The organism is Occallatibacter sp. (genome assembly GCF_049582745.1).
Classification (GTDB): domain Bacteria; phylum Acidobacteriota; class Terriglobia; order Terriglobales; family Acidobacteriaceae; genus Telmatobacter.
This window is the reverse complement of the sequence record NZ_JBAUUO010000148.1, coordinates 1-23,082: the sequence shown is the minus strand read 5'-3', so window position 1 is coordinate 23,082 and position 23,082 is coordinate 1. Positions and strand designations below refer to the sequence as shown.

20 protein-coding genes are annotated in these 23,082 nt (G+C 59.5%); 14 read left to right on the top strand and 6 right to left on the bottom strand.

Annotated elements, in window-relative coordinates:
• Positions 1-9 precede the first annotated feature (9 nt).
• The 3 genes from argG to WCA10_RS21000 are packed head-to-tail and all read left to right on the top strand — an operon-like array spanning position 10 to position 3,323.
• Positions 10-1,365: an argininosuccinate synthase gene (gene argG, locus WCA10_RS21010; RefSeq protein ID WP_472824487.1), complete on the top strand. Its 1,356-nt coding sequence runs from the start codon at positions 10-12 to the stop codon at positions 1,363-1,365.
• A 4-nt stretch (positions 1,366-1,369) separates the two neighbouring features.
• Complete coding sequence (gene argH, locus WCA10_RS21005) at positions 1,370-2,815, top strand: argininosuccinate lyase (protein WP_472824486.1); 1,446 nt, start codon at positions 1,370-1,372, stop codon at positions 2,813-2,815.
• Positions 2,802-3,323: a GNAT family N-acetyltransferase gene (locus WCA10_RS21000; RefSeq protein ID WP_472824485.1), complete on the top strand. Its 522-nt coding sequence runs from the start codon at positions 2,802-2,804 to the stop codon at positions 3,321-3,323. Before argH ends, WCA10_RS21000 begins: the two co-directional genes overlap by 14 nt.
• Before the next feature lie 9 nt (positions 3,324-3,332).
• Here the strand turns inward: WCA10_RS21000 and WCA10_RS20995 are convergent, their stop codons facing one another.
• Together WCA10_RS20995 and hypF are read right to left on the bottom strand one after the other, a co-directional pair.
• Positions 3,333-3,734, bottom strand: a complete 402-nt coding sequence (locus WCA10_RS20995) for a hypothetical protein (RefSeq protein ID WP_472824484.1) — start codon at positions 3,732-3,734, stop codon at positions 3,333-3,335.
• A 21-nt stretch (positions 3,735-3,755) separates the two neighbouring features.
• Positions 3,756-6,107, bottom strand: a complete 2,352-nt coding sequence (gene hypF, locus WCA10_RS20990; protein ID WP_472824483.1) for a carbamoyltransferase HypF — start codon at positions 6,105-6,107, stop codon at positions 3,756-3,758.
• A gap of 272 nt (positions 6,108-6,379) precedes the next feature.
• Between hypF and WCA10_RS20985 the strand changes: the two genes are divergently transcribed.
• The 3 genes from WCA10_RS20985 to WCA10_RS20975 all read left to right on the top strand — a co-directional run bounded on the left by WCA10_RS20985 (position 6,380) and on the right by WCA10_RS20975 (position 8,833).
• Complete coding sequence (locus WCA10_RS20985; RefSeq protein WP_472824482.1) at positions 6,380-7,072, top strand: lipid-binding SYLF domain-containing protein; 693 nt, start codon at positions 6,380-6,382, stop codon at positions 7,070-7,072.
• Positions 7,073-7,231: 159 nt separating this feature from the next.
• Positions 7,232-7,978: a hypothetical protein gene (locus WCA10_RS20980; protein ID WP_472824481.1), complete on the top strand. Its 747-nt coding sequence runs from the start codon at positions 7,232-7,234 to the stop codon at positions 7,976-7,978.
• A gap of 87 nt (positions 7,979-8,065) precedes the next feature.
• Positions 8,066-8,833 (top strand): hypothetical protein, encoded by a 768-nt coding sequence (locus tag WCA10_RS20975; RefSeq protein WP_472824480.1) that lies wholly within the window; start codon positions 8,066-8,068, stop codon positions 8,831-8,833.
• Positions 8,834-8,976: 143 nt separating this feature from the next.
• On the opposite strand, the gene WCA10_RS20970 is transcribed toward WCA10_RS20975, so the two are convergent.
• Complete coding sequence (locus WCA10_RS20970) at positions 8,977-9,552, bottom strand: glycosyl-4,4'-diaponeurosporenoate acyltransferase CrtO family protein (RefSeq protein ID WP_472824479.1); 576 nt, start codon at positions 9,550-9,552, stop codon at positions 8,977-8,979.
• Between the two features lie 238 nt (positions 9,553-9,790).
• Between WCA10_RS20970 and WCA10_RS20965 the strand changes: the two genes are divergently transcribed.
• Genes WCA10_RS20965 through WCA10_RS20940 form a run of 6 tightly spaced genes read left to right on the top strand, consistent with a single transcriptional unit; the run spans position 9,791 to position 15,142 of the window.
• Entirely contained in the window at positions 9,791-10,288 is a 498-nt protein-coding gene (locus tag WCA10_RS20965; protein WP_472824478.1) for an NAD(P)H-dependent oxidoreductase subunit E, read from the top strand.
• Positions 10,285-11,946, top strand: a complete 1,662-nt coding sequence (locus WCA10_RS20960; protein WP_472824477.1) for an NADH-ubiquinone oxidoreductase-F iron-sulfur binding region domain-containing protein — start codon at positions 10,285-10,287, stop codon at positions 11,944-11,946. The genes WCA10_RS20965 and WCA10_RS20960 overlap by 4 nt, the downstream gene beginning before the upstream one ends.
• Positions 11,943-12,656: a bidirectional hydrogenase complex protein HoxU gene (hoxU, locus tag WCA10_RS20955; protein ID WP_472824476.1), complete on the top strand. Its 714-nt coding sequence runs from the start codon at positions 11,943-11,945 to the stop codon at positions 12,654-12,656. Before WCA10_RS20960 ends, hoxU begins: the two co-directional genes overlap by 4 nt.
• On the top strand, positions 12,653-13,186 hold the full coding sequence (locus WCA10_RS20950) for an NADH-quinone oxidoreductase subunit B family protein (protein WP_472824475.1): 534 nt from the start codon (positions 12,653-12,655) through the stop codon (positions 13,184-13,186). Before hoxU ends, WCA10_RS20950 begins: the two co-directional genes overlap by 4 nt.
• A gap of 20 nt (positions 13,187-13,206) precedes the next feature.
• On the top strand, positions 13,207-14,628 hold the full coding sequence (locus WCA10_RS20945; RefSeq protein WP_472824474.1) for a Ni/Fe hydrogenase subunit alpha: 1,422 nt from the start codon (positions 13,207-13,209) through the stop codon (positions 14,626-14,628).
• Between the two features lie 13 nt (positions 14,629-14,641).
• On the top strand, positions 14,642-15,142 hold the full coding sequence (locus WCA10_RS20940; protein WP_472824473.1) for a hydrogenase maturation protease: 501 nt from the start codon (positions 14,642-14,644) through the stop codon (positions 15,140-15,142).
• On the opposite strand, the gene WCA10_RS20935 is transcribed toward WCA10_RS20940, so the two are convergent.
• Positions 15,130-16,545, bottom strand: a complete 1,416-nt coding sequence (locus tag WCA10_RS20935; protein WP_472824472.1) for an alpha-L-fucosidase — start codon at positions 16,543-16,545, stop codon at positions 15,130-15,132. The genes WCA10_RS20940 and WCA10_RS20935 overlap by 13 nt on opposite strands.
• A 118-nt stretch (positions 16,546-16,663) precedes the next feature.
• Between WCA10_RS20935 and WCA10_RS20930 the strand changes: the two genes are divergently transcribed.
• Positions 16,664-17,320 carry an MOSC domain-containing protein gene (locus WCA10_RS20930; protein WP_472824471.1) on the top strand — a complete coding sequence of 219 codons (657 nt, stop codon included), beginning with the start codon at positions 16,664-16,666 and terminating at the stop codon, positions 17,318-17,320.
• A gap of 96 nt (positions 17,321-17,416) precedes the next feature.
• On the opposite strand, the gene WCA10_RS20925 is transcribed toward WCA10_RS20930, so the two are convergent.
• Complete coding sequence (locus tag WCA10_RS20925) at positions 17,417-18,433, bottom strand: dihydroorotate dehydrogenase-like protein (protein ID WP_472824470.1); 1,017 nt, start codon at positions 18,431-18,433, stop codon at positions 17,417-17,419.
• A complete protein-coding gene (nifJ, locus tag WCA10_RS20920) occupies positions 18,430-22,056 on the bottom strand; it encodes a pyruvate:ferredoxin (flavodoxin) oxidoreductase (RefSeq protein WP_472824469.1) in 3,627 nt (1,208 codons plus the stop codon). The genes WCA10_RS20925 and nifJ overlap by 4 nt, the downstream gene beginning before the upstream one ends.
• Positions 22,057-22,424: 368 nt before the next feature.
• On the opposite strand from nifJ, the gene WCA10_RS20915 reads away from it, so the two are divergent.
• A complete protein-coding gene (locus WCA10_RS20915) occupies positions 22,425-22,859 on the top strand; it encodes a hypothetical protein (RefSeq protein WP_472824468.1) in 435 nt (144 codons plus the stop codon).
• Positions 22,860-23,082: the final 223 nt, after the last annotated feature.

The following is a 23,082-nucleotide window of genomic DNA, read 5'->3' as shown; positions in this document are numbered from 1 at the left end:
TCCGCAGGCATGTCTGTAATTCTCGAATCTTTGCCCATCGGCCAGAAGGTAGGGATCGCCTTCTCCGGCGGGCTCGACACCTCCGCTGCTCTGCACTGGATGAAGCAGAAGGGGGCGCTCCCCTATGCCTACACGGCCAACCTTGGCCAGCCTGACGAAACCGACTACGATGCCATTCCGCGCGCGGCTCTCGAATACGGCGCCGAAAAAGCTCGCCTGATCGACTGCCGAGGCCCGCTTGTCCGCGAGGGCATCGCCGCATTGCAGGCCGGCGCCTTCCACATCAGCACCGCCGGCGTCACCTACTTCAACACGACGCCCATCGGCCGCGCCGTTACTGGAACTATGCTCGTCACGGCTATGAAGGAGGACGACGTTCACATCTGGGGCGACGGGTCCACCTTCAAAGGCAACGATATCGAGCGCTTCTATCGGTACGGCCTGCTGGTCAATCCCGATCTCAAGGTCTACAAGCCCTGGCTCGACGCCGCATTCATCGACGAACTGGGCGGCCGCGCCGAAATGTCCGAGTTCATGCAACGCTCGGGCTTCGCCTACAAGATGTCTGCCGAGAAGGCCTACTCCACCGACTCCAACATCCTGGGTGCAACCCACGAAGCCAAGGACCTGGAACATCTTTCTTCGTCCATCAGGATCGTCGCTCCCATCATGGGAGTGGCCTCGTGGCGCGACGACGTCGCGGTCCCGCGCGAAGAGGTGACAGTACGCTTTGAAGAGGGCTTCCCGGTAGCTCTCAACGGCAAGCAATTCGATGATCCCGTCGCTCTCCTGCTTGAGGCCAATCAAATAGGCGGTCGCCACGGCCTCGGCATGTCCGACCAGATCGAGAACCGCATCATCGAGGCCAAGAGCCGCGGCATCTACGAGGCTCCAGGCCTCGCCCTGCTGTACATCGCCTACGAGCGCCTCATTACCGGCATCCACAACGAGGACACCATCGAGCAGTACCGCGAAAATGGCCGCAAACTCGGTCGCCTGCTCTACCAGGGCCGCTGGTTCGACCCCCAGGCCATCATGCTCCGCGAATCCGCGCAGCGTTGGGTCGCTAGACCCGTCACCGGCGAGGTTACCTTTGAACTGCGCCGCGGCAATGACTACTCGATCCTTAACACTGAGTCGCCCAACCTCACCTTCCACCCCGAACGCCTCAGCATGGAGAAGACGGATTCCGCCTTCTCTCCGCGCGACCGCATCGGCCAGCTCACCATGCGCAATCTGGACATTACCGACACCCGGGCAAAGCTCCTCACCTATGCCGAAACCGGCCTCCTCACCCTGAACAAAGGCATGGAAATGCCGCAGTTAAACAGCGGTAAGGGAAAAGACACCGTGAGGGACGCTTAACGCAATGTCGAACGAACAACAATCCGGGAAGATGTGGTCCGGCCGTTTTCGCGAGCCGCTCGACGCAGAGTTCGAGCAGTGGCAGCGCTCCATTGTGTTTGACTGGCGGCTTCTCGCGCAAGAGATAGCCGGGAGCAAGGCGCATGCGTCTGCTCTCTGCGCGGCTGGAGTTCTGTCGGAGCCAGAAACAGTGGAACTGCGTACGGCGCTCGATTCGATCGCATCCGAATTCGGCACTGTCAAAGGCGCAGAGCGCGTGCGCAACCATCCGGTTGCGGAAGACATACATCATTTTGTCGAGTTGTCTCTCGTTGAGCGGATCGGCGATCTAGGTCGGAAGCTGCACACAGGACGCTCGCGCAACGAGCAGATTGCGACAGATCTGCGCCTGTATGTGCGCGGGCAGATCGAGCTAGTGATCGAGGCGTTGGCCAAGTGGGCCGGGGCGTTACTGGAGAAAGCCCACATGGCTCACGATGCCGTGATGCCGAGCTACACCCATCTTCAGCGTGCCGAGCCGGTGCTGGTGGCGCACTGGATGCTGGCCTACGTCGAGATGATTCTGCGCGACGCGGGGCGCTTAAAGGACTGCTCGGCACGGCTGAATTACTGCCCTCTAGGATCGGGAGCAGTTGCGGGAGCGACCCTCAAGCTGGACCGGAAGATTGCGGCACGTGAACTCGGATTCACGGCGCCTACAAACAATTCGATAGACGCAACCAGCGATCGCGATTTCATTCTCGACTACTTGCAGGCGCTCACGTTCGTCGGTCTACACCTGAGCCGGTTTGCGGAGGAGATCACGCTATTTGCGACGGCTGAGTTCGGGCTTGTACAACTGCCGGAGGCCTTCTCAACCGGGTCGAGCGCGATGCCGCAGAAGAAGAATCCCGACTTGACCGAGTTGATTCGCGCGAAATTCGGGCGCATCCATGGCGCGGCAGAAGCAGTTACCCTGCAATTGAAGGGATTGCCGCTGGCCTACAACAAGGATATGCAGGAGACACAGGAGCCCGCGTTTCAAGTTGAGTTTGTCGCGCCCATGCTCGCGCTGGTGGCACGCTTCACGGCTGCGCTCGGGTTCAATTTCAAACGCATGCGCGAGGCGGCGCAGACGGGCTATCTGAATGCGATGGCCGGAGCGACCTATCTTGTACACAAGGGCGTTCCTTTCCGCACGGCGCATGAAAAGATCGGCAACGCGGTTCGTTTTGCGCTGGAGAAGGGTGTGGAGCTGGGCGAACTGAGCATGGATGAACTGCGTCAATTCGGCAGCGAGTTTGGCGAGGACTTCTATGCGGCCGTTACTCTTCAGGCTACCCTCGACTGCCATGACGTGGCGGGCGGGACGGCAACCGACCGCGTGAAAGCAGCATTATGCGAGGCCGCTCAGCGTGTGGCCTTCCTTAAGAAAGCAGATGCACCGGAGGTGATTCATGCTGGTGCGTAAGGCGCTCCTAAAGGATGCGACGAATATTTACGACCTGGTTAATTCTCTTTCCGGCGACGGCACGCTGCTGAAACGCTCGTTTGCGGAGATCTGCGAAAACGTGCGCGACTTTACCGTGGCGGATTCGGACGGCGGTGTTTTTCAGGGCTGCGGCGCATTGCATTTTTACGGGCCGCATCTGTGCGAGGTGCGCTCGATCGTGGTGAAGCCTGAGGCTAAGGGTCAGGGCGCAGGCGGACGCATTCTGGGCGCTTTGATTGAAGAGGCAGAGGAGCACGGCATCCAATCCGTTTGCCTTTTCACGCGGATTCCCGACTTCTTTTTCAAGTACGGGTTTCGCACCGTCGAAGACAAGACGGAACTCCCCGACAAGATTTTCAAGGACTGCCAGAACTGCCCGCGCCTGCATCGCTGCGACGAAGTGGCGATGGTACGGGGACGCATTCCGCGCATCTCCATCCTCGGCCCGAAGATTGAGGCGGAACAACTGGTAAAGCTTTCGGGATAGTTGTTTGCCCTACCAAAGCGACGATTGGTCGTCGGCCAGCTGGGCGAGAAGACTCAAGATCACAACGCAGAAAAACGCCAGAACCCTGTCGGTGCTCAGCGTCTGCATTACCGTTGCCACAAGGCTCTGGCAATAGCCAAGTTCGGAACAAGTGCGCCAGCTGAGCGTGGAGAAGGCCCCCAGATAGGTAAGCGCCATCAGAGAAAGCAAAACCGCGGCGCGGCGCGGCGGTCGCACGAACAGGAAAACCGGTAAACAGAGTGCCGGCAGGCCGCAATAGAGAAGGCAGAGCAGGGTATCCTGGCGCAGATCGATGCGGATGGCGGCAATGATGCCAAAAAGGCTGACCCAGGCGCTGAGGATTCCGGCAAGGGCTAACAATACTACCCAGATAATTCCACGAATCGTCATGGGTTCAATCCTCGTACCTGATCAAGGGGTACCTTCACTGTACAAGACGGACGCGGCGATGGCAGCCTGACCGTAGCTGAGACCGCCATCGCCGGGGCTGACGCGGGACTGCAGGAACACCTTGAAGCCCTCTTCTTCAAGTCCAGCGCGAAGGAGCCTTGTGAGCCGGCGATTGTGCATGCACCCGCCGCTCATCACAACTTGAGATAGGCCGGTTTTCTCGCGAGCATTCGCTGCCGCCCCGATGAAGCCTTCGGCAACGCCTGCGTGAAACTGCGCCGCAATTCTCGCCTTCGGCACGCCGCGGTGAAGATCATCCCCAATTGTTCGCCACAGGTAGCCGAGTTTGAGAGACAGCGATCCATTGCTTTCGGTGTCCGGGGCAAACAACTCCGGTACGTAGTCCATGCGGCGCAACCGATCCGGTTCATCGAATGCGATTCCCTCCAGTTCTATCGCTGCCTGCGCTTCATAATCCACCTTTCGCCTGTGAAGGATGACAGCAGCAGCAGCGTCGAAGAGGCGGCCCAGGCTGGATGTGAGAGGCGCATTGATTTGGCGCTCCATCATGCGGCGCATCACGCGGGCCTCCAGTTCCGTCGCTCCCACCAGTTCCCGCGCTTCGTCCTCTGAGAACCCAGCCGCGACAAGATGGCCAAACGCCATGCGCCACGGTTCACGAACAGCAGCATCTCCTCCGGGCATCGGAACATAATCCAGATGCGCAAAGCGTTCGAATTTGTCGAGGCTGCAGACCAGCACTTCCCCGCCCCAGATGCGGCCATCGGTCCCATAACCGGTGCCGTCGAGCGCGAGACCGATGACTGGGCCGGCGAGAGAATGCTCGGCCATGCAGGCTGCGATGTGCGCATGATGATGCTGAACGCCGATCAGGCGAAGGCCGCGGTCGTCGGCCCACTGTTTCGCCCAGCTTGTGGAGAGATAGCCGGGGTGTAGATCGTGCACAACGGTGTGCGGCTCGATTTCAAAGGTATGCATCAGGTGCCGCAGCGACTCTTCGAAGAATTCCAGACTCGTCGCGTTTTCGAGATCGCCGATGTGCTGGCTCTGGTAAGCAAATTTGCCGCGAGCCAACGCGAAGACGTTCTTCAGATGACCTCCGACGGCGAGAAGCGGCGGCGCTTCGACCGGCAATGACACTGCGAGCGGGACAAAACCTCGAGCGCGGCGAAGAATCTGGGGCAACCCATCGACGAATGCGGTGACGGAGTCGTCGCAACGCTGCAGGATCTCACGGTCGTGCATGAGAAACGCGTCGGCGATACCAGCGAGGCGAGTGCGGGCTTCGTCGTTGTCAATGGCGATCGGTTCTTCGCTGAGATTCGCCGAGGTCATTATCAGCGCCTTCACACGCGAGTCGGCGAAGAGCAGGTGCTGCAACGGCGCGTAGGGCAGGAAAATACCAAGCCAAGGAATCCCCGGCGCAACCGCAGGAGCAATTCCATTGTGGCTGCGCGCGTGCGCGAGCACGATGGGGTGCGCAGGCGTCTGCAGCAGGGCTTCTTCTGCGGAAGACAGGTCGCAGAGGGAGCGTGCGGCGGAGAGATCGCGGACCATGATGGCGAGCGGCTTGCCGTAGCGGTGTTTGCGCTGGCGAAGGCGCGTGACGGCATCCTCGCTGGTCGCGTCCACGCTCAGGTGAAATCCCCCGATGCCTTTGATGGCCATGATTTCACCGCGGAGAAGGCGTTCAATGGTATCTGCAACCGGATCGGCGGAATCGATCGGTGAGCCATCTGGCGATTCAAGCCAGACGTGCGGGCCACAGCGCCAGCAGGCGTTCGGTTGCGCGTGAAAGCGGCGGTTGAGCGGATCGTCATACTCGGCCTGGCACTCCGGGCACATCGGAAATTTGGCCATCGAGGTCTGCGGGCGGTCGTAGGGGATGCGGCGGGTAATGGTGAAGCGCGGCCCGCAGTTGGTGCAGTTCAGAAACGGATAGCGATAGCGGCGATCGGCGGGATCGAGCAGTTCGCGCAGGCAATCGGCGCAAGTGGCTGCGTCTGCAGGGATGCCAGTGCTGACTCGGCCGAGGACCTCGCTGGCCACGATGCGAAAGCCGGTTTCGCCGGTCGGCGCAAGATCGCCGATGGTGACGGAGTCAATGCGCGCCAGCGGCGGCCTCTCCGCCGTAAGCCGCGCTAGAAATGCCTGAATCCGCGCTGCAGGTCCTTCGAGCTCGATGATCACGCCATCGGTGTCATTTCCGATCAGGCCCGCAAGGCTCTCCTCGGTTGCAAGACGATAAACAAAGGGGCGAAAGCCGACGCCCTGTACCACTCCACAGACGCGAATGCTCTTCCGCGCAAAATCGGGAGATGACGGCGAAGTTGAAGATGGGGAGAATGTCAAAAAAGACTGCGCCTCAAATTCAAGCATAGCCCATGCGCAAATCGAGCCCTTACAGAAACTTCGGGCGCAGTCGGGTTGCAGAGTAGCCGTCCGGGGGCAACCAAAACCTCCCTCGTTTGCTCAAACTGGTGAGCGGCATTCGAGGGGAACGCCGATCAGTAACTCGTTCGACGTGCGCAGCAAGAAACATTCGAGAAATCGGTTCCCTCCCCCAAAACTCCCCGAGGGCCATTCAAGGGGTCCCGGCAGGTAAATGCGAAAGGGTGAATGATATGAAGAAGATGATGATGACGCTCGCGGTATTCGGGCTCGCAGCCATGACGTGCGCGGCGGATCAGGACAAACAAGACACCACTGATCGGCTCGACAAGGCCGCGGCAGTGCTGCACGATGTGATGGCGGCTCCCGACAAGGGGATCCCCGAAGAAGTGATGGAGCATGCAAAGTGCGTAGCCGTTGTACCCCACATGGTGAAAGGCGGATTCGTGTTCGGCGCAGAAGGCGGCCGGGGCGTTGCCACTTGCCGCACCGAACATGGATGGAGCGCGCCTGCATTCTTCGCGATTACCGGCGGAAGCTGGGGCCTTCAGATTGGCGTTGAGGGTGTGGACCTGGTCATGATTTTCCAGACCGACGAAGGCATGAAGCACATGCTCGAGAGCAAGTTCAAGGTGGGCGCGGATGCCTCCGCGGCAGCGGGACCGGTAGGTCGTCACGCGTCGGCAAACACCGACTGGAAGATGAATGCCGAGATTCTGACCTATTCGCGCGCAAAAGGCGCTTTTGCCGGGATCGCCCTTTCGGGCGCTTCGGTGCGGCCGGATGATGACTCGATGAAAGCAGTTTACGGTTCAGACGTCACCTTCCGCTCTGTGCTTACCGGATCGGTTCCACCACCTGCTCAGGCCCACGCGTTCCTCGCGGCTGTGCGCGGTGCGCGGTCTGAGGCGGCGGCCTCGCACTAAGTCCAGGTGTGTTGCGAAAGGCAGCGAGCATCCGGAAGCAATTCCGGATGCTCGTTCTGTTTGAGAGCGCTTTGTGTCCAATACTGTGCGGCCTTCGATGCCCGACGTGAATTAAGCGGATGGATCCATAGAGTCCATTCCGCATGAAAGAATCGAATCATGATGGAACGGCGGCGACTCTTATTCGCCAAATTCGGTCTTATCGTTCTGGCTCCTTACACCTTCGCTTCAGGTCGAACTGTCGCCCAGCAGGCGCCGGACATTGGCAGCGTGGTTCGCGGTGTCGATGCATCGGTGAAAAGCCGGATCGATCGGCTCGCCGGATATACCGTCACCGAACATTACGCCGTGTTTCGCGGGAAGGATGAAGCGCATCTCGCAGCAGAGATGCTGGTGAAAACCACCTACAACAAACAGACCGGCAAGAGCTACGAAATCGTGTCGCAGAGCGGCTCGTCCCTGTGGCGCAACGAAGTTCTCCGCACCCTGCTGGATAACGAAAAGCGCATGAGCCAGCCCGGCAACGTTGAAACGGCTCTCATCGACAGTGCAAATTACGAGATGAGACTGGACGCGAACCCGCGGGATAGCCTGAATGGCCGAGACTGCCTGGTGCTGGATATCACGCCGCGACGCACCAGCGAGTATCTCTTCAAAGGACGACTGTGGGTGGATGCCCAGGACTTCGCCATCGTGCAATTAATAGGAACGGCTTCGAAAAGCGCCTTCTTTCTGGCCAGTGCCGCCGAGGTTTCGCGTCAATACGAAGAGATGGATGCATTGCCGATGGCCACCCATGCCCAAGCCATCTCAGGTAGTGCGCTGCTGGGCCAGACGGTGGTCAAGATCGACTACTCGAATTATCAGCTTCAGCTGATCCCCGGAAATCAAGCGCAGGCCAAATAGGGCTCCCTTGGGGGAAGGCCGGCAAGGCTGAAGCCGGGTGACGAATGAACGCGCCAGCATATCGAACCTGCACTATACTGGGCTCCTGTGACCCCGATCTGGAGCGACTGGAGACTGATGGCCGCCCTCGGCTCCTGCCTTGTGCTGGGGCTCAAGCACGGGTTTGACTACGACCATTTGGCCGCCATCTCAGATATCACGGCCGTTCAGAAAAGCTGGCGCAGCGGGCTGCGGCTGGGAATGACCTATGCCCTTGGCCATGCCTTTACCGTGGTGGCGCTCGGCGTCGCAGTCCTGCAACTGCACCTTGGACTTCCCGAAAACCTGGATCACTGGACGGAGCGGCTGATCGGCCTGACGCTGATTGTCCTGGGAATTGGGGTGGTGGCCGGTATCCTGCGCAAGGATGTGCACGGGCACCGGCACGGACGTATCGAGAGCCGCCTGGCCATCGCCATCAATGGCGTGCTGTGGATAGCCTGGCGCGTGCGCCGCTTCTGGAACCCGTCGGCTCCGAAGCCGGAGCGGTTTCAGTGGATGTACAACGGCAAATCGGTCTTCGTGATCGGGATCCTGCATGGAGTGGGCGCGGAGACGCCCAGCCAGCTCGCGTTGTTCTTCCTGACGGCCAATCTTGGCGGAACCTCAAGGGGCATGCTCGGTCTCGCTGCATTTGCCCTTGGCCTTGTCGCCATGAATGCGCTCATGACCGCTTCGCTGGGCGGCGCCTTTAACACTGGCGGACATCATCCGCGCTTCTACTCCGTGATTGCGTGGACCGGTGCGGTGTATAGCTGCGCCATTGGATTGATCTTCCTTTTGGGCATCTCCGACCGACTTCCGGCCCTCGGCTAAGCGGAAGACTCTCCGCCCCGAAACCCGTCACAACTCATCCCTTTTCAGGTGGTGTCCTGAAAGGCCTTGAAATTCAAGGATGGCGCGGATTCCACAAGTACTCACTGCGTAGCCTGATCTGGCCGCCAGACTATAGCGCCTCTCTAGATGGTATGCGCCGGGCGTTCCATCACTCGCCGAACGCGACCTCGATTCCGGCGTTGCAGCATGATGGGGAATAGGTCGAAGGGGATTCTGACGAGCAGCATGACGTCGCCGTATACGGCGTGATCATGGAGAAAACACCAGATCGCCAGCATGACCGAAACGAGACAGGTCAACCAGTGCACAGCTTCTGAGGAATTCATTTCTCTTAGCAGTCGATCACAATCGGCGCGGCTGGCTCTCAAATGGAAATTCGCGTTAATCCAGCCTAGCGGCGAATGAAACAGCATCCATCGGAAGGCTCGGAGGCCTGCGCGGTCATAGATCTCGCCTTGTTTTTCCCAGTCTGCCAGGGAGAACAGCTTCGGGTTCACCCTGAAGAAGATGGCGCTGCTCACAACCGCGATGGTCATGGAAATAAGCCATGACATGGCGAGACTGTAGACGAGCGGATTGCCGTGAGGCGGAAAGGCACGGCCACCTATTAAATAGACCGACCCGGAAGTGAGAATCACAATCATCAACACACTTCTGACCGTGCGAATCACCTGCTCGTCTTGCGGCGTTCTGCTCATATCTTCTATTTCTTCACTCTAAGACAGCCGTGCTATCCCCGAAGTCTATACGGTTTTCTCAACAACGCAGTGCTAGGACACTACCCCCTTTTCAGGAACATGTTCCGCCTTGTGAAATTGCCACCGAACCGCGTGATCACGGTCACCGTCAATCGTATGCTCTTGGGGGTAAAACAAGGCCAGACAAAGAGCGGAGCGTAGAAGGGTAAGTGCTTCGCCATCAATGTCTGGAGGGATTGTGCCCGCATTCACACCACCACCGCTGCCAAGCGACGACAAACGCTGGAAGATCGTGAACGGCACCATGCGCAAGAATGGGTTTGCCCGCCACGCGCTGATCGAAACACTCCACACCGTGCAATCTGCGTTCGGCTATCTTGACGACGATGCGATCCGCTTTGTCGCGAAGTCGCTGCGCGTGCCCCTGAGCCAGGCCTACGGAGTTGTGACTTTCTATCACTACTTCAGCCTGAAGCCGCCCGGCAAGCACACCATGACCTTGTGCGCCGGAACAGCCTGCTACATCAAGGGGACAGACAAGCTGATCGCGTCGGCAGAGAAGCGCCTGGGCATAAAGACCGGACAGACGAGCAAAGACGGCGAGATCAGCCTGATGACAGCTCGCTGTGTGGGCGCCTGCAGCCGCGCACCCGTGATGATTTGCGACGGCCAGGTGGCCGGCGAGGTAACGGATGACCAGGTTTTTGCTCAGTTGGAAAGGTGGGCGGTCGAATGACAATCGAAGAACTGGAACACATTGCCAGCAGCGTCCACCAGGCGAACGAGAAGTTCGATTGGGAAGTAAACGTGTGTATGGACCTTGCGTGTGCCAGCCAGGGTGCCGGCCAGTTGCGTGAGGCGTTGGTGAAAGCCGCCGAGGCATCCGGCAAGAATATCCTGATTCGCAAAACCGGGTGCATGGGGCCATGCTCATCCGGCCCGCTGGTGCGCGTGGATCCTGACGAGATTTTGTATCACCGTGTGAAGGACGCAAACGCCGACGCAATCGTAGCCAGCTTGGGCGACAAGCCGGCTTCCGCGCTGCAGTGCGACCTGAACGAACACTTCGACAAACAAGTACGCGTGGTGCTGGAGAACGCCGGCCACATCGACCCTGAGAAGATTGACGACTACATCTCGCGAGATGGCTACAAAGCACTGCTGACGGCGCTGACCGAAATGACTCCGAACGGCGTGATTCACCGCATCACCGAGAGCGGACTGCGTGGACGGGGCGGCGGCGGCTATCCAACGGGCCTGAAATGGGGCACGGTTGCGAAGGCCAGCGGCGATTTGAAGTACGTTGTCTGCAACGGCGACGAAGGCGATCCCGGCGCCTTTATGGATCGCAGCGTGATGGAAGGCGACCCGCATCGCGTGATCGAAGGTATGGCGATTGCCGGGTATGCCGTAGGAGCGAGCAAGGGATTCATCTACGTGCGCGCCGAGTATCCCGTTGCAGTCGCGCGGCTGACCACTGCTCTGCGCGAAGCGCGGCGGAGGGGCTTGCTGGGCAGCGGCATCTGCGACACAACCTTCAGCTTCGATATCGAGATTCGCCTCGGTGCGGGAGCGTTCGTATGCGGTGAAGAGACGGCTCTGCTTTCGTCGATCGAAGGCCGGCGAGGCACGCCCAGGCCAAGACCGCCTTATCCGGCAGTCAGCGGACTGTGGAGCAAGCCGACACTCATCAACAACGTTGAAACCTACGCCAACATCGCACCCATCGTGCGCAACGGCGGCAAATGGTTTTTCAACATGGGCTCGGATCGCAGCAAAGGCACCAAGGTATTCGCGCTGACCGGCAGAATTACGCACACGGGTCTGATCGAAGTCCCCCTGGGCATCAAGTTGTGGGAGATTATCGATGTGATCGGCGGCGGAGTACCGGGCGGTCACAAACTCAAGGCCATCCAGACCGGCGGGCCTTCGGGTGGATGTATTCCGGCCGACATGCTCGGCCTCGGCGTCAGCTACGACGCGCTGATGGCGGCGGGATCCATCATGGGCTCCGGCGGAATGATCGTGATGGACGATACGTCGTGCATGGTGAATGTAGCGCGCTTCTTCGTTGAGTTCTGCATGACGGAGTCCTGCGGCAAATGCATTCCCTGCCGCGCCGGCACCGCACAAATGTACACCCTGCTTACCCGCATCTGCGAAGGTGCCGGAACCATAGCCGATCTCGACCTGCTGGTTGACCTCTGTGCCACGGTCAAGGAAACCAGTCTCTGCGGACTTGGACAGACAGCACCGAATCCCGTGTTGAGCACACTGCGCTACTTCAAGAACGAGTACCTCGAGCACATCGAGCACAAACGTTGCCCGGCAGGCGTATGCAACATGGCTGCGGCAACTGCATTGAAAGAAGCTCCCGTGGAGGTGCTGGCATGAGCGAAAATCCTGGCGTAAAAACACTGCTGATCGACGGACATGAAATCAGCGCACGCTCCGGGCAGACCATCCTGGAAGTGGCGAGGGAGAACGACATCGACATCCCCACGCTCTGCCAACTCGACGGCCTCAGTGACGTGGGCGCCTGCCGCTTGTGCGTGGTTGAGATCAAGGGCAACAACAAGCTGTTTCCGGCCTGCGTCACCAACATCTTTGAAGGCATGGAAGTGAGCACGGATACCGAGCGGCTGCGGAAGCACCGTCGCACCATCCTGGAGTTGCTCTTCGCCGAGCGGAACCATGTCTGCTCAGTTTGCGTGTCAAACAACCACTGCGAGTTGCAGGCGATGGCGCAGAAGCAAGGCCTGACGCACGTGCGCCTGCCCTATCGCAATCCCGAGCTTACGGTCGACGCATCGCACGAGCGCTTCACGGTCGACCACAATCGCTGCATCCTGTGCACACGCTGCGTGCGGGTCTGCGCCGAAATTGAAGGCGCACACGTGTGGGATGTGATGGGCCGCGGTATCAACTCCATCGTCATCACCGACCTGAACGACCCCTGGGGCAGTTCCAGTTGCACACGCTGCGGCAAGTGCGTACAGGTCTGTCCAACAGGAGCGCTCTTCGACAAGAGCAAGATCGGCTCCGATCACCCGAAGTATCCGGATTTTCTGCCTTACCTGAACCAGATGAGGGAAGCGCAATGAGCAAACTGAAATTGGCAACGGTATGGCTGGACGGATGCTCCGGCTGCCACATGTCGTTCCTCGACATGGATGAAAGACTTCTGGAACTGGCTGCGCTCGTCGACGTGGTCTACAGTCCCATCGTGGACACAAAGGAGTTCCCCGATAGCGTGGATATCGCGCTGGTGGAGGGAGCGGTCGCTTCCGTCGACGACGAGATAAAGATCAGGAAGATTCGCGCCCACTCGAAGATGCTGATCGCGATGGGCGACTGCGCCATCACGGGCAACGTTCCTTCGATGCGCAACCCGATCGGCCCCGATGCGATCCTCGATCGGGCCTACATCGAAAACGCGACCCTGCAGCAGCAGATTCCCTGCGTTGTTGTGCCGAAGCTTTTGAAGGTCGTGCGGCCCATTCACGAATTTGTGAAGGTGGACGTCTTCCTGCCCGGCTGCCCGCCTTCTGCCGACACCTTTCACACGGCGCTGACGGCGCTGATTACCGGTGAGCCGCTGGACATTCCAGCCCTCACCCGCTTTGGAGCCTGATCCCCGAAGGAGTTCGAGTTATGACGCAGACCATCACGATTGACCCGGTAACCCGCCTCGAAGGGCATGGCAAGATCACCATCCAGCTGAACGCGCAGGGCGAAGTGGAAGACGCGCACTTTCATGTAACCCAGGTACGCGGATTCGAAAGGTTCTCGCAAGGACGGCCTTTCTACGAGATGCCGGCACTCACTGCGCGCATCTGCGGCATCTGCCCGGTCTCGCACCTGCTGGCCTCCGCCAAGGCGTGCGAGGCCATCATGTCGGTGCGCATTCCTCATACCGCCGCGCAGTTGCGCCGCATTCTCAATCTCGCCCAGATGGTGCAGTCGCACGCGCTGAGCTTTTTCCATCTTTCCTCTCCGGATCTGCTGCTTGGCATGGAGTCCGATCCTGCCCGGCGGCACATTTTCGGCGTCGCGGCAGCACGGCCTGAACTTGGCCGCGCCGGCATCGGGCTGCGCCGTTTTGGCCAGCACATCATTGAACTGCTGGGCACCAAGCGCATCCACACGGGATGGGTGATCCCAGGCGGCGTCACTGAACCCCTGAGCGCCGCACATCGCGATGAAATCCTCGCCATGCTGCCGGAGGCTTATGCGAATGTGAGTCTTGCTCTGGCTGCCTACAAGCAGATCGCCGACCGCTTTCAGCAGGAGATCTCCGTCTTCGCCAACTTCCCATCAAATTATCTCGGACTCATCAACGAAGACGAGAGCATTGAATTCTCCGACGGTGCGCTGAGGTTGATCGGGCCGAAGGGTGACACCATCGAAGACGGCATCACGGCGCAGCGCTTCACCGAGGTCATCGGCGAAGCGGTAGAAGACTACAGTTACACCAAGTTCGTCTACTACAAGCCGCTCGGCTATCCCGAAGGCAGCTACCGCGTGGGCCCGCTGGCGCGGCTCAACATCGTCAAGAGCATGGGCACGGCAAAGGCCGACCAGGAACTCGCCGAACTCAAGCAGCTCGCTTCCGGTCCCATAGAGAGCTCATTCTTCTACCACCATGCGCGGCTTGTAGAAGCGCTTTACGGCATCGAGAAGATCGAGCACATCCTTGCCGATCCACAGATCCTCGACACCCATGTACGCGCGACAGCCGGCGTCAATCGTCTCGAAGGTGCGGGACAGATCGAAGCGCCGCGCGGCACCCTCAACCATCATTACAAGGTGGACGAGAACGGCCTGATCACCTGGGCCAACCTGGTAGTCGCCACAGGCCACAACAACAATGCGATGAACAAAGGCGTTCTGCAGGCAGCCAGGGCTTATGTGAAGGACGGCAAGTTTAGCGCCGGTGCCCTGAATCGCGTTGAGGCTGTGATTCGTACATTTGATCCGTGCCTGAGTTGCTCAACGCATGCTTTTGGACAGATGCCCCTGGCGATGACTCTCCTCTCAGCCGACGGCGAAGTTGTCGATCGCGTCATCCGCTGAGTACGATGACCGTATGACTTTAACGGCCCGATGTCTCATCCTCGCTTGTGGGAATACGCTGCGCGAGGATGATGGCGTCGGGCCGTTTCTTGCCCAGTGGGCGGAAGAGCGCTGGCGCGATGATGCGCGCGTCCGTGTGCTCTGCGATCACCAGTGGACTCCGGAGATGGTGGAAGAAGTCGCCCATGCGGAGTCGGTAATCTTTATCGATTGCGCTACCGACTGCGCGCCGGGCGAAGTGCGCGCGATGCCGGTTGAACCTGCGGCCGAAAACTCAAAGATTGGAACGCATCATCTAGAAGCCGGGCAGTTGCTCGCGCTGAGCAAGCAGCTCTTCGGCACGATGCCGCGCAGTTCCCTGCTCCTGACCGTCGGCGCAGCCTCACTTGAGTTACGCGAAGGATTTAGCGCCGCCGTAGAAGCGGCGCTGCCTGATGCTCGGAGGATGCTCAAGGAATCCGTGCAACGCGTCCTTGATATGCCCTTAACTTCCTTAACCGATCAGCGCGCATAACCTGCGAGCTTGATGACGTAGGCGTAGTCACCCGGTAAACGGTCCGGCAGCGTGATCCCTAAGTTTCTGCTCATCTGCTCGTATCCAAGTAACTTCGAATCACCGAGCATGGTGATCGACGTAAATGAGTGCGTGCCCATCTCAAAGCTCAACAATTTCGCCTTCGGCTTCCCGAGAATTATTAAATACACATCATCGCCCTTGCGAGTAAAACGAAGATCGTCTCCTTGAACGCTCTTCCCGACGGCTTCTGTCCACGGCACGGTGTCGTAAATCGCTTCGCCGTTCTGCTTCAGCCACGCGCCCAGCGCCTCCAGCCGCTCCATCTGCACCGGCGGAATTGTCCCGTCAGCCTCCGGCCCCACGTCGAGCAGCAGGTTGCCGTTTTTGCTGACGATGTCGACGAGGAGGGCGATGAGTTCGCCTGGCGCAATGGTTTCCTTCTCGCCCTCAGCGCGGTTGTATCCAAACGACCGCCCCAGCCCGCGGCACTCTTCCCACTTCTTCACGCTGATTTGATCCTTCTTTTCGTACTCCGGCGAAGTAAAGTCGGAGTGTTTGATGCCAAAGCGATCGTCGATCACGCCGTCGGGCGTGGCGTTGTAATAGTCGGCCTCCACCTGGAGAGCGTTACCGGTCTTCGGCCAGTCGATATCGTTCCAGAGAATCGCGGGATGGTAGCGATCGATCAGCTCGTGAATCTGCGCGAAGGCATACTTGCCGAAGGCGTCGCTCTGCGGCTTCACGGCGTCGTAGTCGGAGTTGACCTCGATCGGCCCCGTGTTGAAGGTCCAGTCGTAGCCGCCCGAGTAGTAGAGGCCCATCTTCATGCCCTGTTTCTGAACTGCGTTCGTCAACTCGCCGACAATGTCTCGCTCGGCGTGCAGCTGATTTGGCTTCAAAGTAGGGCTTGGATTCGGCGTAGTGCTCGGCCACAGCGTGAATCCCTCATGGTGTTTGCTCGTCAGCACCACGTAGCGAGCGCCGGCCATTTTGAAGATCGCCGCCATCTTGTCGGGATCCCACCTCTTCGATTCGCGGTTAAAGACGGGCGCGAAGTCGTAATAGCCCTGATCGCCGTAATGCTCCTTCTGATATGCCTGCGTTGGCGAACCGGGAATGCGCATCGTATTCAGGTACCACTCCGCGTAGGGGTCGTACTTGATGTAGTCGTTCGACGAAAAGTCGTGGTCGGGATGCGTGAGCGGCGCCCAGCCAGGCACCGAATACAAGCCCCAGTGAATGAAGATACCGAGCTTAGCGCCCGCGTACCACTGCGGCAGCGGATGCTGATCCAGCGATTCGAGCGTAGGCTCGTATTTCGTAGGGGCCTGCGCGAAAGAGAATGTGCAACATGCGATGACTGTGGCAGAAAAAGCGGCGGCAATACGGTTCAGCGTCATTCGTGACCTCGCGTGACTTTCACACGAATGATAAGTGCCTGGGGCGGTGTGAGACATTGATATCTGTGAATTCCCGCAACCGCAGCCCCTGGAGTCTCATCCAATCGAACGGCCCTTTATGAAGCTGATTTCAGTCAATTGCGGATTGCCCCGCGAAGTTATCTGGCACGGACAGAAAGTGACGACTTCGATTTACAAGGAGCCGGTGAGCAGCCGCGTAGCCCTGCGCAAGCTGAATCTGGACGGGGACCGACAATCGGACCTAACGGTGCATGGCGGCGAATACAAGGCAGTCTATTGCTACCCCGTAGAGCACTACGAGTATTGGAAAGCCGAACTGCCGGGACGCTCATTGCCGATCGGAGTCTTTGGCGAGAATTTCACCGTCGAGGGCATAAATGAAGACTCAGTTTATATCGGAGACCGATTCTCCATTGGTTCGACAGAAGTCCTTGTCACCCAGCCAAGGCTTCCCTGCTACAAACTCGGCATCCGATTCGAATCGGACGAAATGGTGAAGAGGTTTCTCGCGAGCCGGCGAACCGGTTTCTACCTTGCCGTCACGCGCGAGGGAGACGTTGGCGCCGGGGACGAGATCACCCGGCTCAGCCACGATCCGGATTCCGTTCCAGTGTCGGCGATCACCCGCTTGTACGTCGCGCGGGAGTATGACAGCGAGGATCTTCACCAGGTGGAACGGGCAATGGAGCAAACTGCTTTCCCTGACAGTTGGAAGCAGTATCTTTACGAGAGAGTGAATCGGCGCAAGGCATGATCGAGTTGCCGCGTATATCTCAAGTGCGCGGCAAAACCAACGGCGGCTGCACGAGAATTGTGCGGCCGCCGTCAGCCCCAGGAAGAACTTCGATATTTAGAACGCTGCCACCGTTTGGCGCAGGCTGTACGAGCTCAGCGTCTTGATGTAGTTCCCGCGGTCGAAGGGCGAGACATCGGGCACTGAGCGGCGGCTGAGGCAGCCGCGCGTTTCAGAGAGCGATGAGAATTCACGCTTCTCCAGCCAATACTGCAGGTCAGAGAGGACGCGGCCGATGTGATCGATGCCGTGTATGTGGAGCGCCGAGCACATCATGGCAACGTTGCCGCCGGCCATGACGGTCTTGATCACGTCTTCGGCTGAGTGCACGCCGCCGGTGATGGCGATGTCGATGTTGAGGTGGCCATAGAGAATCGCCGCCCAGTGCAGACGCGGCAATAGCTCAGACGGCGTGGAGAAATGCAGTGTGGGCCGCACTTCGAGAGCCTCGATATCGAAGTCAGGCTGATAGAAGCGGTTGAAGAGAACCACGCCGGCCGCGCCCACGTCTTCAAGCTTGGCCGCCATGTGGGGCAGGCTGGTGAACGACTGCGAGAGCTTCACCGCTACGGGAACCTTGACGGCATTGCAGACGCTCTCGACGAGCTCAAGCAGCTGCGCTTCGAGCTCGTATGAGGTCTGGCTGCGATCGGTGGCGAGGGCATAGGTGTTGAGTTCGATCGCGTCGGCGCCCGCCTCTTCAGACTCCTGCGCAAATCGAACCCAGCCGCCGGTGGTTGCGCCATTGAGGCTGGCGAGAATGGGAATCTTCACCGCCTCTTTGCATCGCCGGATGTGCTCGAGATAGACCTCGTGGGTCATGCGATAGTCGTTGAGATCGGGCAGAAAGCCGAGCGACTCGGCAAACGACTCGGTGCCCCGCGACAGGTCCTCATCGAGTGTGCGCGATTCGAGCGAGAGCTGCTCCTCGAACAAGGAGGTGAGCACGATGGCCGACGCGCCTGCGTCTTCCATGCGGCGCACGTTCTCGATCGACTCCGACATCGGAGTAGAGGAAACTACGATGGGCCCATTGAGCTTGAGGCCCAGGTATTTCGTAGAGACGTCAATCATTTGGATCCTCCGGCAGGCGGGGCTGCCAGTGTTTCTTGAGGCTTCTCTTGAGGCGCAACGTTGGGCGTCTCGCCGCGGCCGGGCATGGATGCGCGAGCGGAGTAGACGCGCCACTGGCGCTCGACGTCGTCCTGTGCTTCCTTGAGCAGCGACGCAGCCAGCTCGGGGTTGCTGCGCGCGAGCATGGTGTAGCGGGCTTCGCGGTAGGCGTAATCCTTGAGCCGGATGGAAGGCGCTTTAGAGTCGAGTTGGAACGGGTTCTTTCCGGTTTCGCGCAATGCCGGGTTATAGCGCATCAGCGGCCAGTAGCCGGATTGCACAGCGAGCTTCTGCTGCTCGAGTCCGTGCACCAGGTCGTAGCCGTGCGCGATGCAGCTTGCGTAGGCGATGATAATCGACGGCCCGTTGTGCGCTTCGGCCTCCTGGAAGGCTTTTACGACGTGGCTGTCGTTGCCGCCGAGGGCAACCTGAGCAACATAGACTGAGCCGTAGCTGACAGCTTCCATCGCCAGGTCTTTTCTGCTGTTGGGCTTTCCAGCCGCCGCGAACTTGGCGACAGCGCCGCGCGGCGTGGCCTTGGACGACTGGCCACCAGTGTTGGAGTAGACCTCGGTATCGAGAACGAGCAGGTTGACGTTCTTGCCGGAGCCGAGCACATGGTCGAGTCCGCCGAAGCCGATGTCGAATGCCCATCCGTCGCCGCCCAGAATCCACACGCTTTTGCGAACCAGGGTGTCGGCAATGGCCAGCAGGTTGCGCGCGTCAGACGAGTCGATACCGGCGAGCTTCGCTTTGAGAACATTGATCCGTTCGCGCTGCGCGTCGATTTCGGTTTCACTCTTTTGCGTAGCGTTCACGAGGTCGGCCGCAAGCTCCGGCCCGATCACGGATGCGAGCCGCGTAACCAGCAACTCGGCGAAGGTCTTCTGCTGATCGAGCGCGGTGCGCATGCCGAAGCCGAATTCCGCGTTGTCTTCGAAGAGCGAGTTTGCCCAGGTTGGTCCGCGACCCGAGGCGTTCTTGCTGTAGGGCGTAGTCGGCAGGTTGCCGCCGTAGATCGACGAGCAGCCGGTGGCGTTGGCGATGTAGAGGCGATCGCCAAAGAGCTGGGTGAGCAGCTTGATGTAGGCGGTTTCGCCGCATCCCGCGCAGGCGCCGGAGAACTCAAACATCGGCTGCAGCAGTTGCAGATCCTTCACCTGCGAGTGCGAGAGCTTTGCACGGTCCACCTCGGGCAGGCTGAGGAAATACTCCCAGTTTTCGCGCTCGGCCTCGCGCAGCGGAGCCTGCGGCGCCATGTTGATGGCTTTCTTGCTGGCGTCGCTCTTGCTTTTTACCGGGCACGCTTCCACGCAGACTGCGCAACCGGTGCAGTCTTCCGGCGCAACCTGCAGCGTGTAATGATCGGTTTCCATGCCCTTCCACTTCGGCTTGGCCCACTTGAATGTTGCAGGGGCCTTGTCGCCGAGTTCGGGGCTGTAGACCTTGGCGCGGATCACGGCGTGCGGACAGACCATGACGCATTTGCCGCACTGGATGCAGAGATCCTTGTCCCATACGGGAACGAACTGAGCGATGTTGCGCTTCTCCCACTGCGCTGTCGCCGTGGGGAATGCGCCACCGGCGGGAATGGCGCTGACCGGAAGCAGATCGCCGCGGCCGGCAGCAATTTCGCCGAGCACATTGCGAACGAATTCCGGAGCGTTGCTGGAAATCGATGGGATGAGATCGAAGTTCGACGTTGCCGCTGTGGGCAACTCAACCTTGTGCAGGTGTGCCAGCGCCGCGTCAACCGCTTCGAAGTTCTTCTGCACTACCGCTTCACCGCGTTTGCCGTAGGTCTTCTTGATGGCCTTCTTGATCTGCGCGATGGCCTCTTCGCGCGGCAGCACGCCGCTGATGGCGAAGAAGCAGGTCTGCATGATGGTGTTGATGCGCGTGCCCATTCCGGCATTGCGCGCCACTGTGTAGCCGTCGATCACGTAAAACTCGATCTTTTTGCGCAGCATCTCCTGCTGCGTCGACTTGGGCAGCTTGTCCCAGACTTCTTCGGCGGGGTAAGGCGAGTTGAGCAGGAAGACCGCGCCGGGCATAGCAGCTTCCAGCACATTCATCTTCTCGAGGAAGCTGAAGTTGTGGCATGCCACGAAGCTGGCGCGGGTGATGAGATAGGTTGAGCGAATCGGATTAGGGCCGAAGCGCAGGTGCGACGTCGTCATCGAGCCGGACTTCTTCGAATCGTAGACGAAGTAGCCTTGCGCGTAGTTGTCGGTCTCGCTGCCGATGATCTTGATGGAGTTCTTGTTGGCGCCAACCGTGCCGTCGGAGCCGAGCCCGTAGAAGAGCGCACGAACGGTTCTGGGGTCTTCGGTGGAGAACGCGGGATCGTAGGCGAGGCTGGTGTGCGAAACGTCGTCGTCGATGCCGATGGTGAAGTGCTTCTTCGGCACTGTCTTGTTCAGTTCGTCGAAGATGCCCTTGACCATCGCAGGAGTGAATTCCTTCGAGGAAAGGCCATAGCGGCCGCCGATAATGGACGGCATCGCGGCGAAGGGCAGCGTCTCAGTGTGCTCGGCGAGAACCGTGACGACATCCTGATAGAGCGGCTCGCCCGCTGCACCGGGTTCCTTGCAGCGATCGAGAACGGCGATGGACTTGACAGTGGCGGGTAGCGCGTTGATGAAGGCGGCTGCGTCGAAGGGCCGATAAAGGCGAACCTTGAGCAGGCCGATTTTCTCGCCCTGTTTCACCAGCAGGTCCACGGCTTCTTCAACTGCTTCGGCGCCGGAACCCATGAGGATGATGACGCGCTCGGCATCGGCGGCGCCGTAATAGTCAAAGAGGTGATAAGCGCGGCCGGTCTGCGCGGCAACGCGGTTCATCACATCTTGCACGATGCCTGGGACCGCCGCGTGATAGGGACTGCAGGCTTCGCGCGCCTGGAAGAAGACGTCGGGATTCTGCGCGGAGCCGCGCAGCAGGGGGCGATCGGGGCTGAGCGCGTTCTGGCGGAACTGGATAATGTATTTGTCGTCGAGCACGGCGCGGATGGTCTCGTCGCTGATGGGGAAGATCTTGCCCACTTCGTGCGAAGTGCGGAATCCGTCGAAGAAATGAATGAACGGGATGCGCGACTCGAGGGTGGCGATCTGCGCAACGAGGGCCATGTCGGCCACTTCCTGCACGGAGTTCGATGCCAGCATCGCCCAGCCGGTCGAGCGGCAGGCCATCACGTCGGAGTGGTCGCCAAAAATCGATAGTGCATGCGTGGCCAGGGTGCGGGCCGTCACGTGCATGGTGGCCGGTGTCAACTCACCGGCAATCTTGTACATGTTGGGGATCATGAGCAGCAGGCCTTGCGAGGCCGTAAACGTGGTGGCGAATGCACCGGCCTGCAATGCGCCGTGGAGGGCGCCGGCCGCGCCGCCTTCGCTCTGCAGTTCTTCCACCACAGGCAATGCGCCCCAGATATTCCTCTTGTCCTCCGAGCGCCACTGATCGGCCCACTCGGCCATCGGCGACGAGGGGGTAATCGGGTAAATTGCGACCACTTCGGAGAGTCGATAGGCAACCGAAGCCGCAGCCTCGTTGCCGTCTAAAATCACCATTTTCTGTTCACTCATTCGCTTCGCCTCACAACGCGGCCTGCGGAGAAAAACCGCTACGAGGAGTCTCTGCTTTGAGGGGCATAGCGGCTGTGATGAGAGACACAGGGTGACCCCGGTTTACCGCATTGTGAAATGCAATTCACATAGCACGAGGCAATTTTTGATGGCGACTTGAATCTGCATGTGCTGGCATTCATTCAAGCAAGGCCCGCGGGCTATCTGCGATGGTGCCTGGGCGAAAACCTATCCCGAGATGCGTTCATCCAAATTGTTGTTGTTTACGCGGCAGGGCTTTGTGCGCCGGTTCGCGCACGTTGCCGGTTTCGGATGGACTCTTCGTTATCGTCGATGCCGCGATTCCCACCGGAATGTGAGGAGGAGTTGTGGGTAAATCCAAATATCTATTGTTGGTTGCATTCGCTGCTCTCTGCTTTGCCGCTTCACCCCAAAAGGCGCCTGCGCAAATCGCGGTGCAGATCGGACCGCCGCCTGAGTGTCCTTATGGCTACTTTGACTATCCACCGTATGATTGCGCGCCCTATGGATATTACGGGCCCGAGTGGTTTCCCGGCGGCATCTTTATTGGTGCGGGACCGTGGTATCGCGGTCGCGAGCGCTTCTGGGGATATGTAGATAACCACTATGACCGTCACGATGGGTGGCACGGCGAGTATCCGCATCGCGGCGAACATTGGGATGAACATCATCGCCCCGGTCGCGTTGAGCACTTCAGAGGCAACGAGAGGCGCGATGGCCACGGCCACTCAAATCTGGGCGAGCGGCACGAGCACGGCGAGCATGGCGGACACCCCCACTAGAGCGCAATCAGCTTCATCGTGATCCCTAGAAAAGCCCAGGCAACCCTTAACGATCTAGAGCATTTTCATAATTACTGTACTCCGTAACCGCAGTGTCGGAAGAAAGCCTGCGCGTTTTGGGGAGTGATGGCGTCGATGGCCCGCGCGATGGCTGGTTCCAGCTGATCGAGCGCGCGGGCCTTCACAGCTCGCAGGAGTTGTTTCAGCTTGGACCAGGCTTGCT

Coding starts and splice junctions, on each gene's coding strand:
- argG (WP_472824487.1), top strand. CDS start 10: ATGTCTGTAATTCTCGAATCTTTGCCCATCGGCCAGAAGGTAGGGATC.
- argH (WP_472824486.1), top strand. CDS start 1,370: ATGTCGAACGAACAACAATCCGGGAAGATGTGGTCCGGCCGTTTTCGC.
- WCA10_RS21000 (WP_472824485.1), top strand. CDS start 2,802: ATGCTGGTGCGTAAGGCGCTCCTAAAGGATGCGACGAATATTTACGAC.
- WCA10_RS20995 (WP_472824484.1), bottom strand. CDS start 3,734: ATGACGATTCGTGGAATTATCTGGGTAGTATTGTTAGCCCTTGCCGGA.
- WCA10_RS20985 (WP_472824482.1), top strand. CDS start 6,380: ATGAAGAAGATGATGATGACGCTCGCGGTATTCGGGCTCGCAGCCATG.
- WCA10_RS20980 (WP_472824481.1), top strand. CDS start 7,232: ATGATGGAACGGCGGCGACTCTTATTCGCCAAATTCGGTCTTATCGTT.
- WCA10_RS20970 (WP_472824479.1), bottom strand. CDS start 9,552: ATGAGCAGAACGCCGCAAGACGAGCAGGTGATTCGCACGGTCAGAAGT.
- WCA10_RS20960 (WP_472824477.1), top strand. CDS start 10,285: ATGACAATCGAAGAACTGGAACACATTGCCAGCAGCGTCCACCAGGCG.
- hoxU (WP_472824476.1), top strand. CDS start 11,943: ATGAGCGAAAATCCTGGCGTAAAAACACTGCTGATCGACGGACATGAA.
- WCA10_RS20950 (WP_472824475.1), top strand. CDS start 12,653: ATGAGCAAACTGAAATTGGCAACGGTATGGCTGGACGGATGCTCCGGC.
- WCA10_RS20945 (WP_472824474.1), top strand. CDS start 13,207: ATGACGCAGACCATCACGATTGACCCGGTAACCCGCCTCGAAGGGCAT.
- WCA10_RS20940 (WP_472824473.1), top strand. CDS start 14,642: ATGACTTTAACGGCCCGATGTCTCATCCTCGCTTGTGGGAATACGCTG.
- WCA10_RS20935 (WP_472824472.1), bottom strand. CDS start 16,545: ATGACGCTGAACCGTATTGCCGCCGCTTTTTCTGCCACAGTCATCGCA.
- WCA10_RS20930 (WP_472824471.1), top strand. CDS start 16,664: ATGAAGCTGATTTCAGTCAATTGCGGATTGCCCCGCGAAGTTATCTGG.
- WCA10_RS20925 (WP_472824470.1), bottom strand. CDS start 18,433: ATGATTGACGTCTCTACGAAATACCTGGGCCTCAAGCTCAATGGGCCC.
- nifJ (WP_472824469.1), bottom strand. CDS start 22,056: ATGAGTGAACAGAAAATGGTGATTTTAGACGGCAACGAGGCTGCGGCT.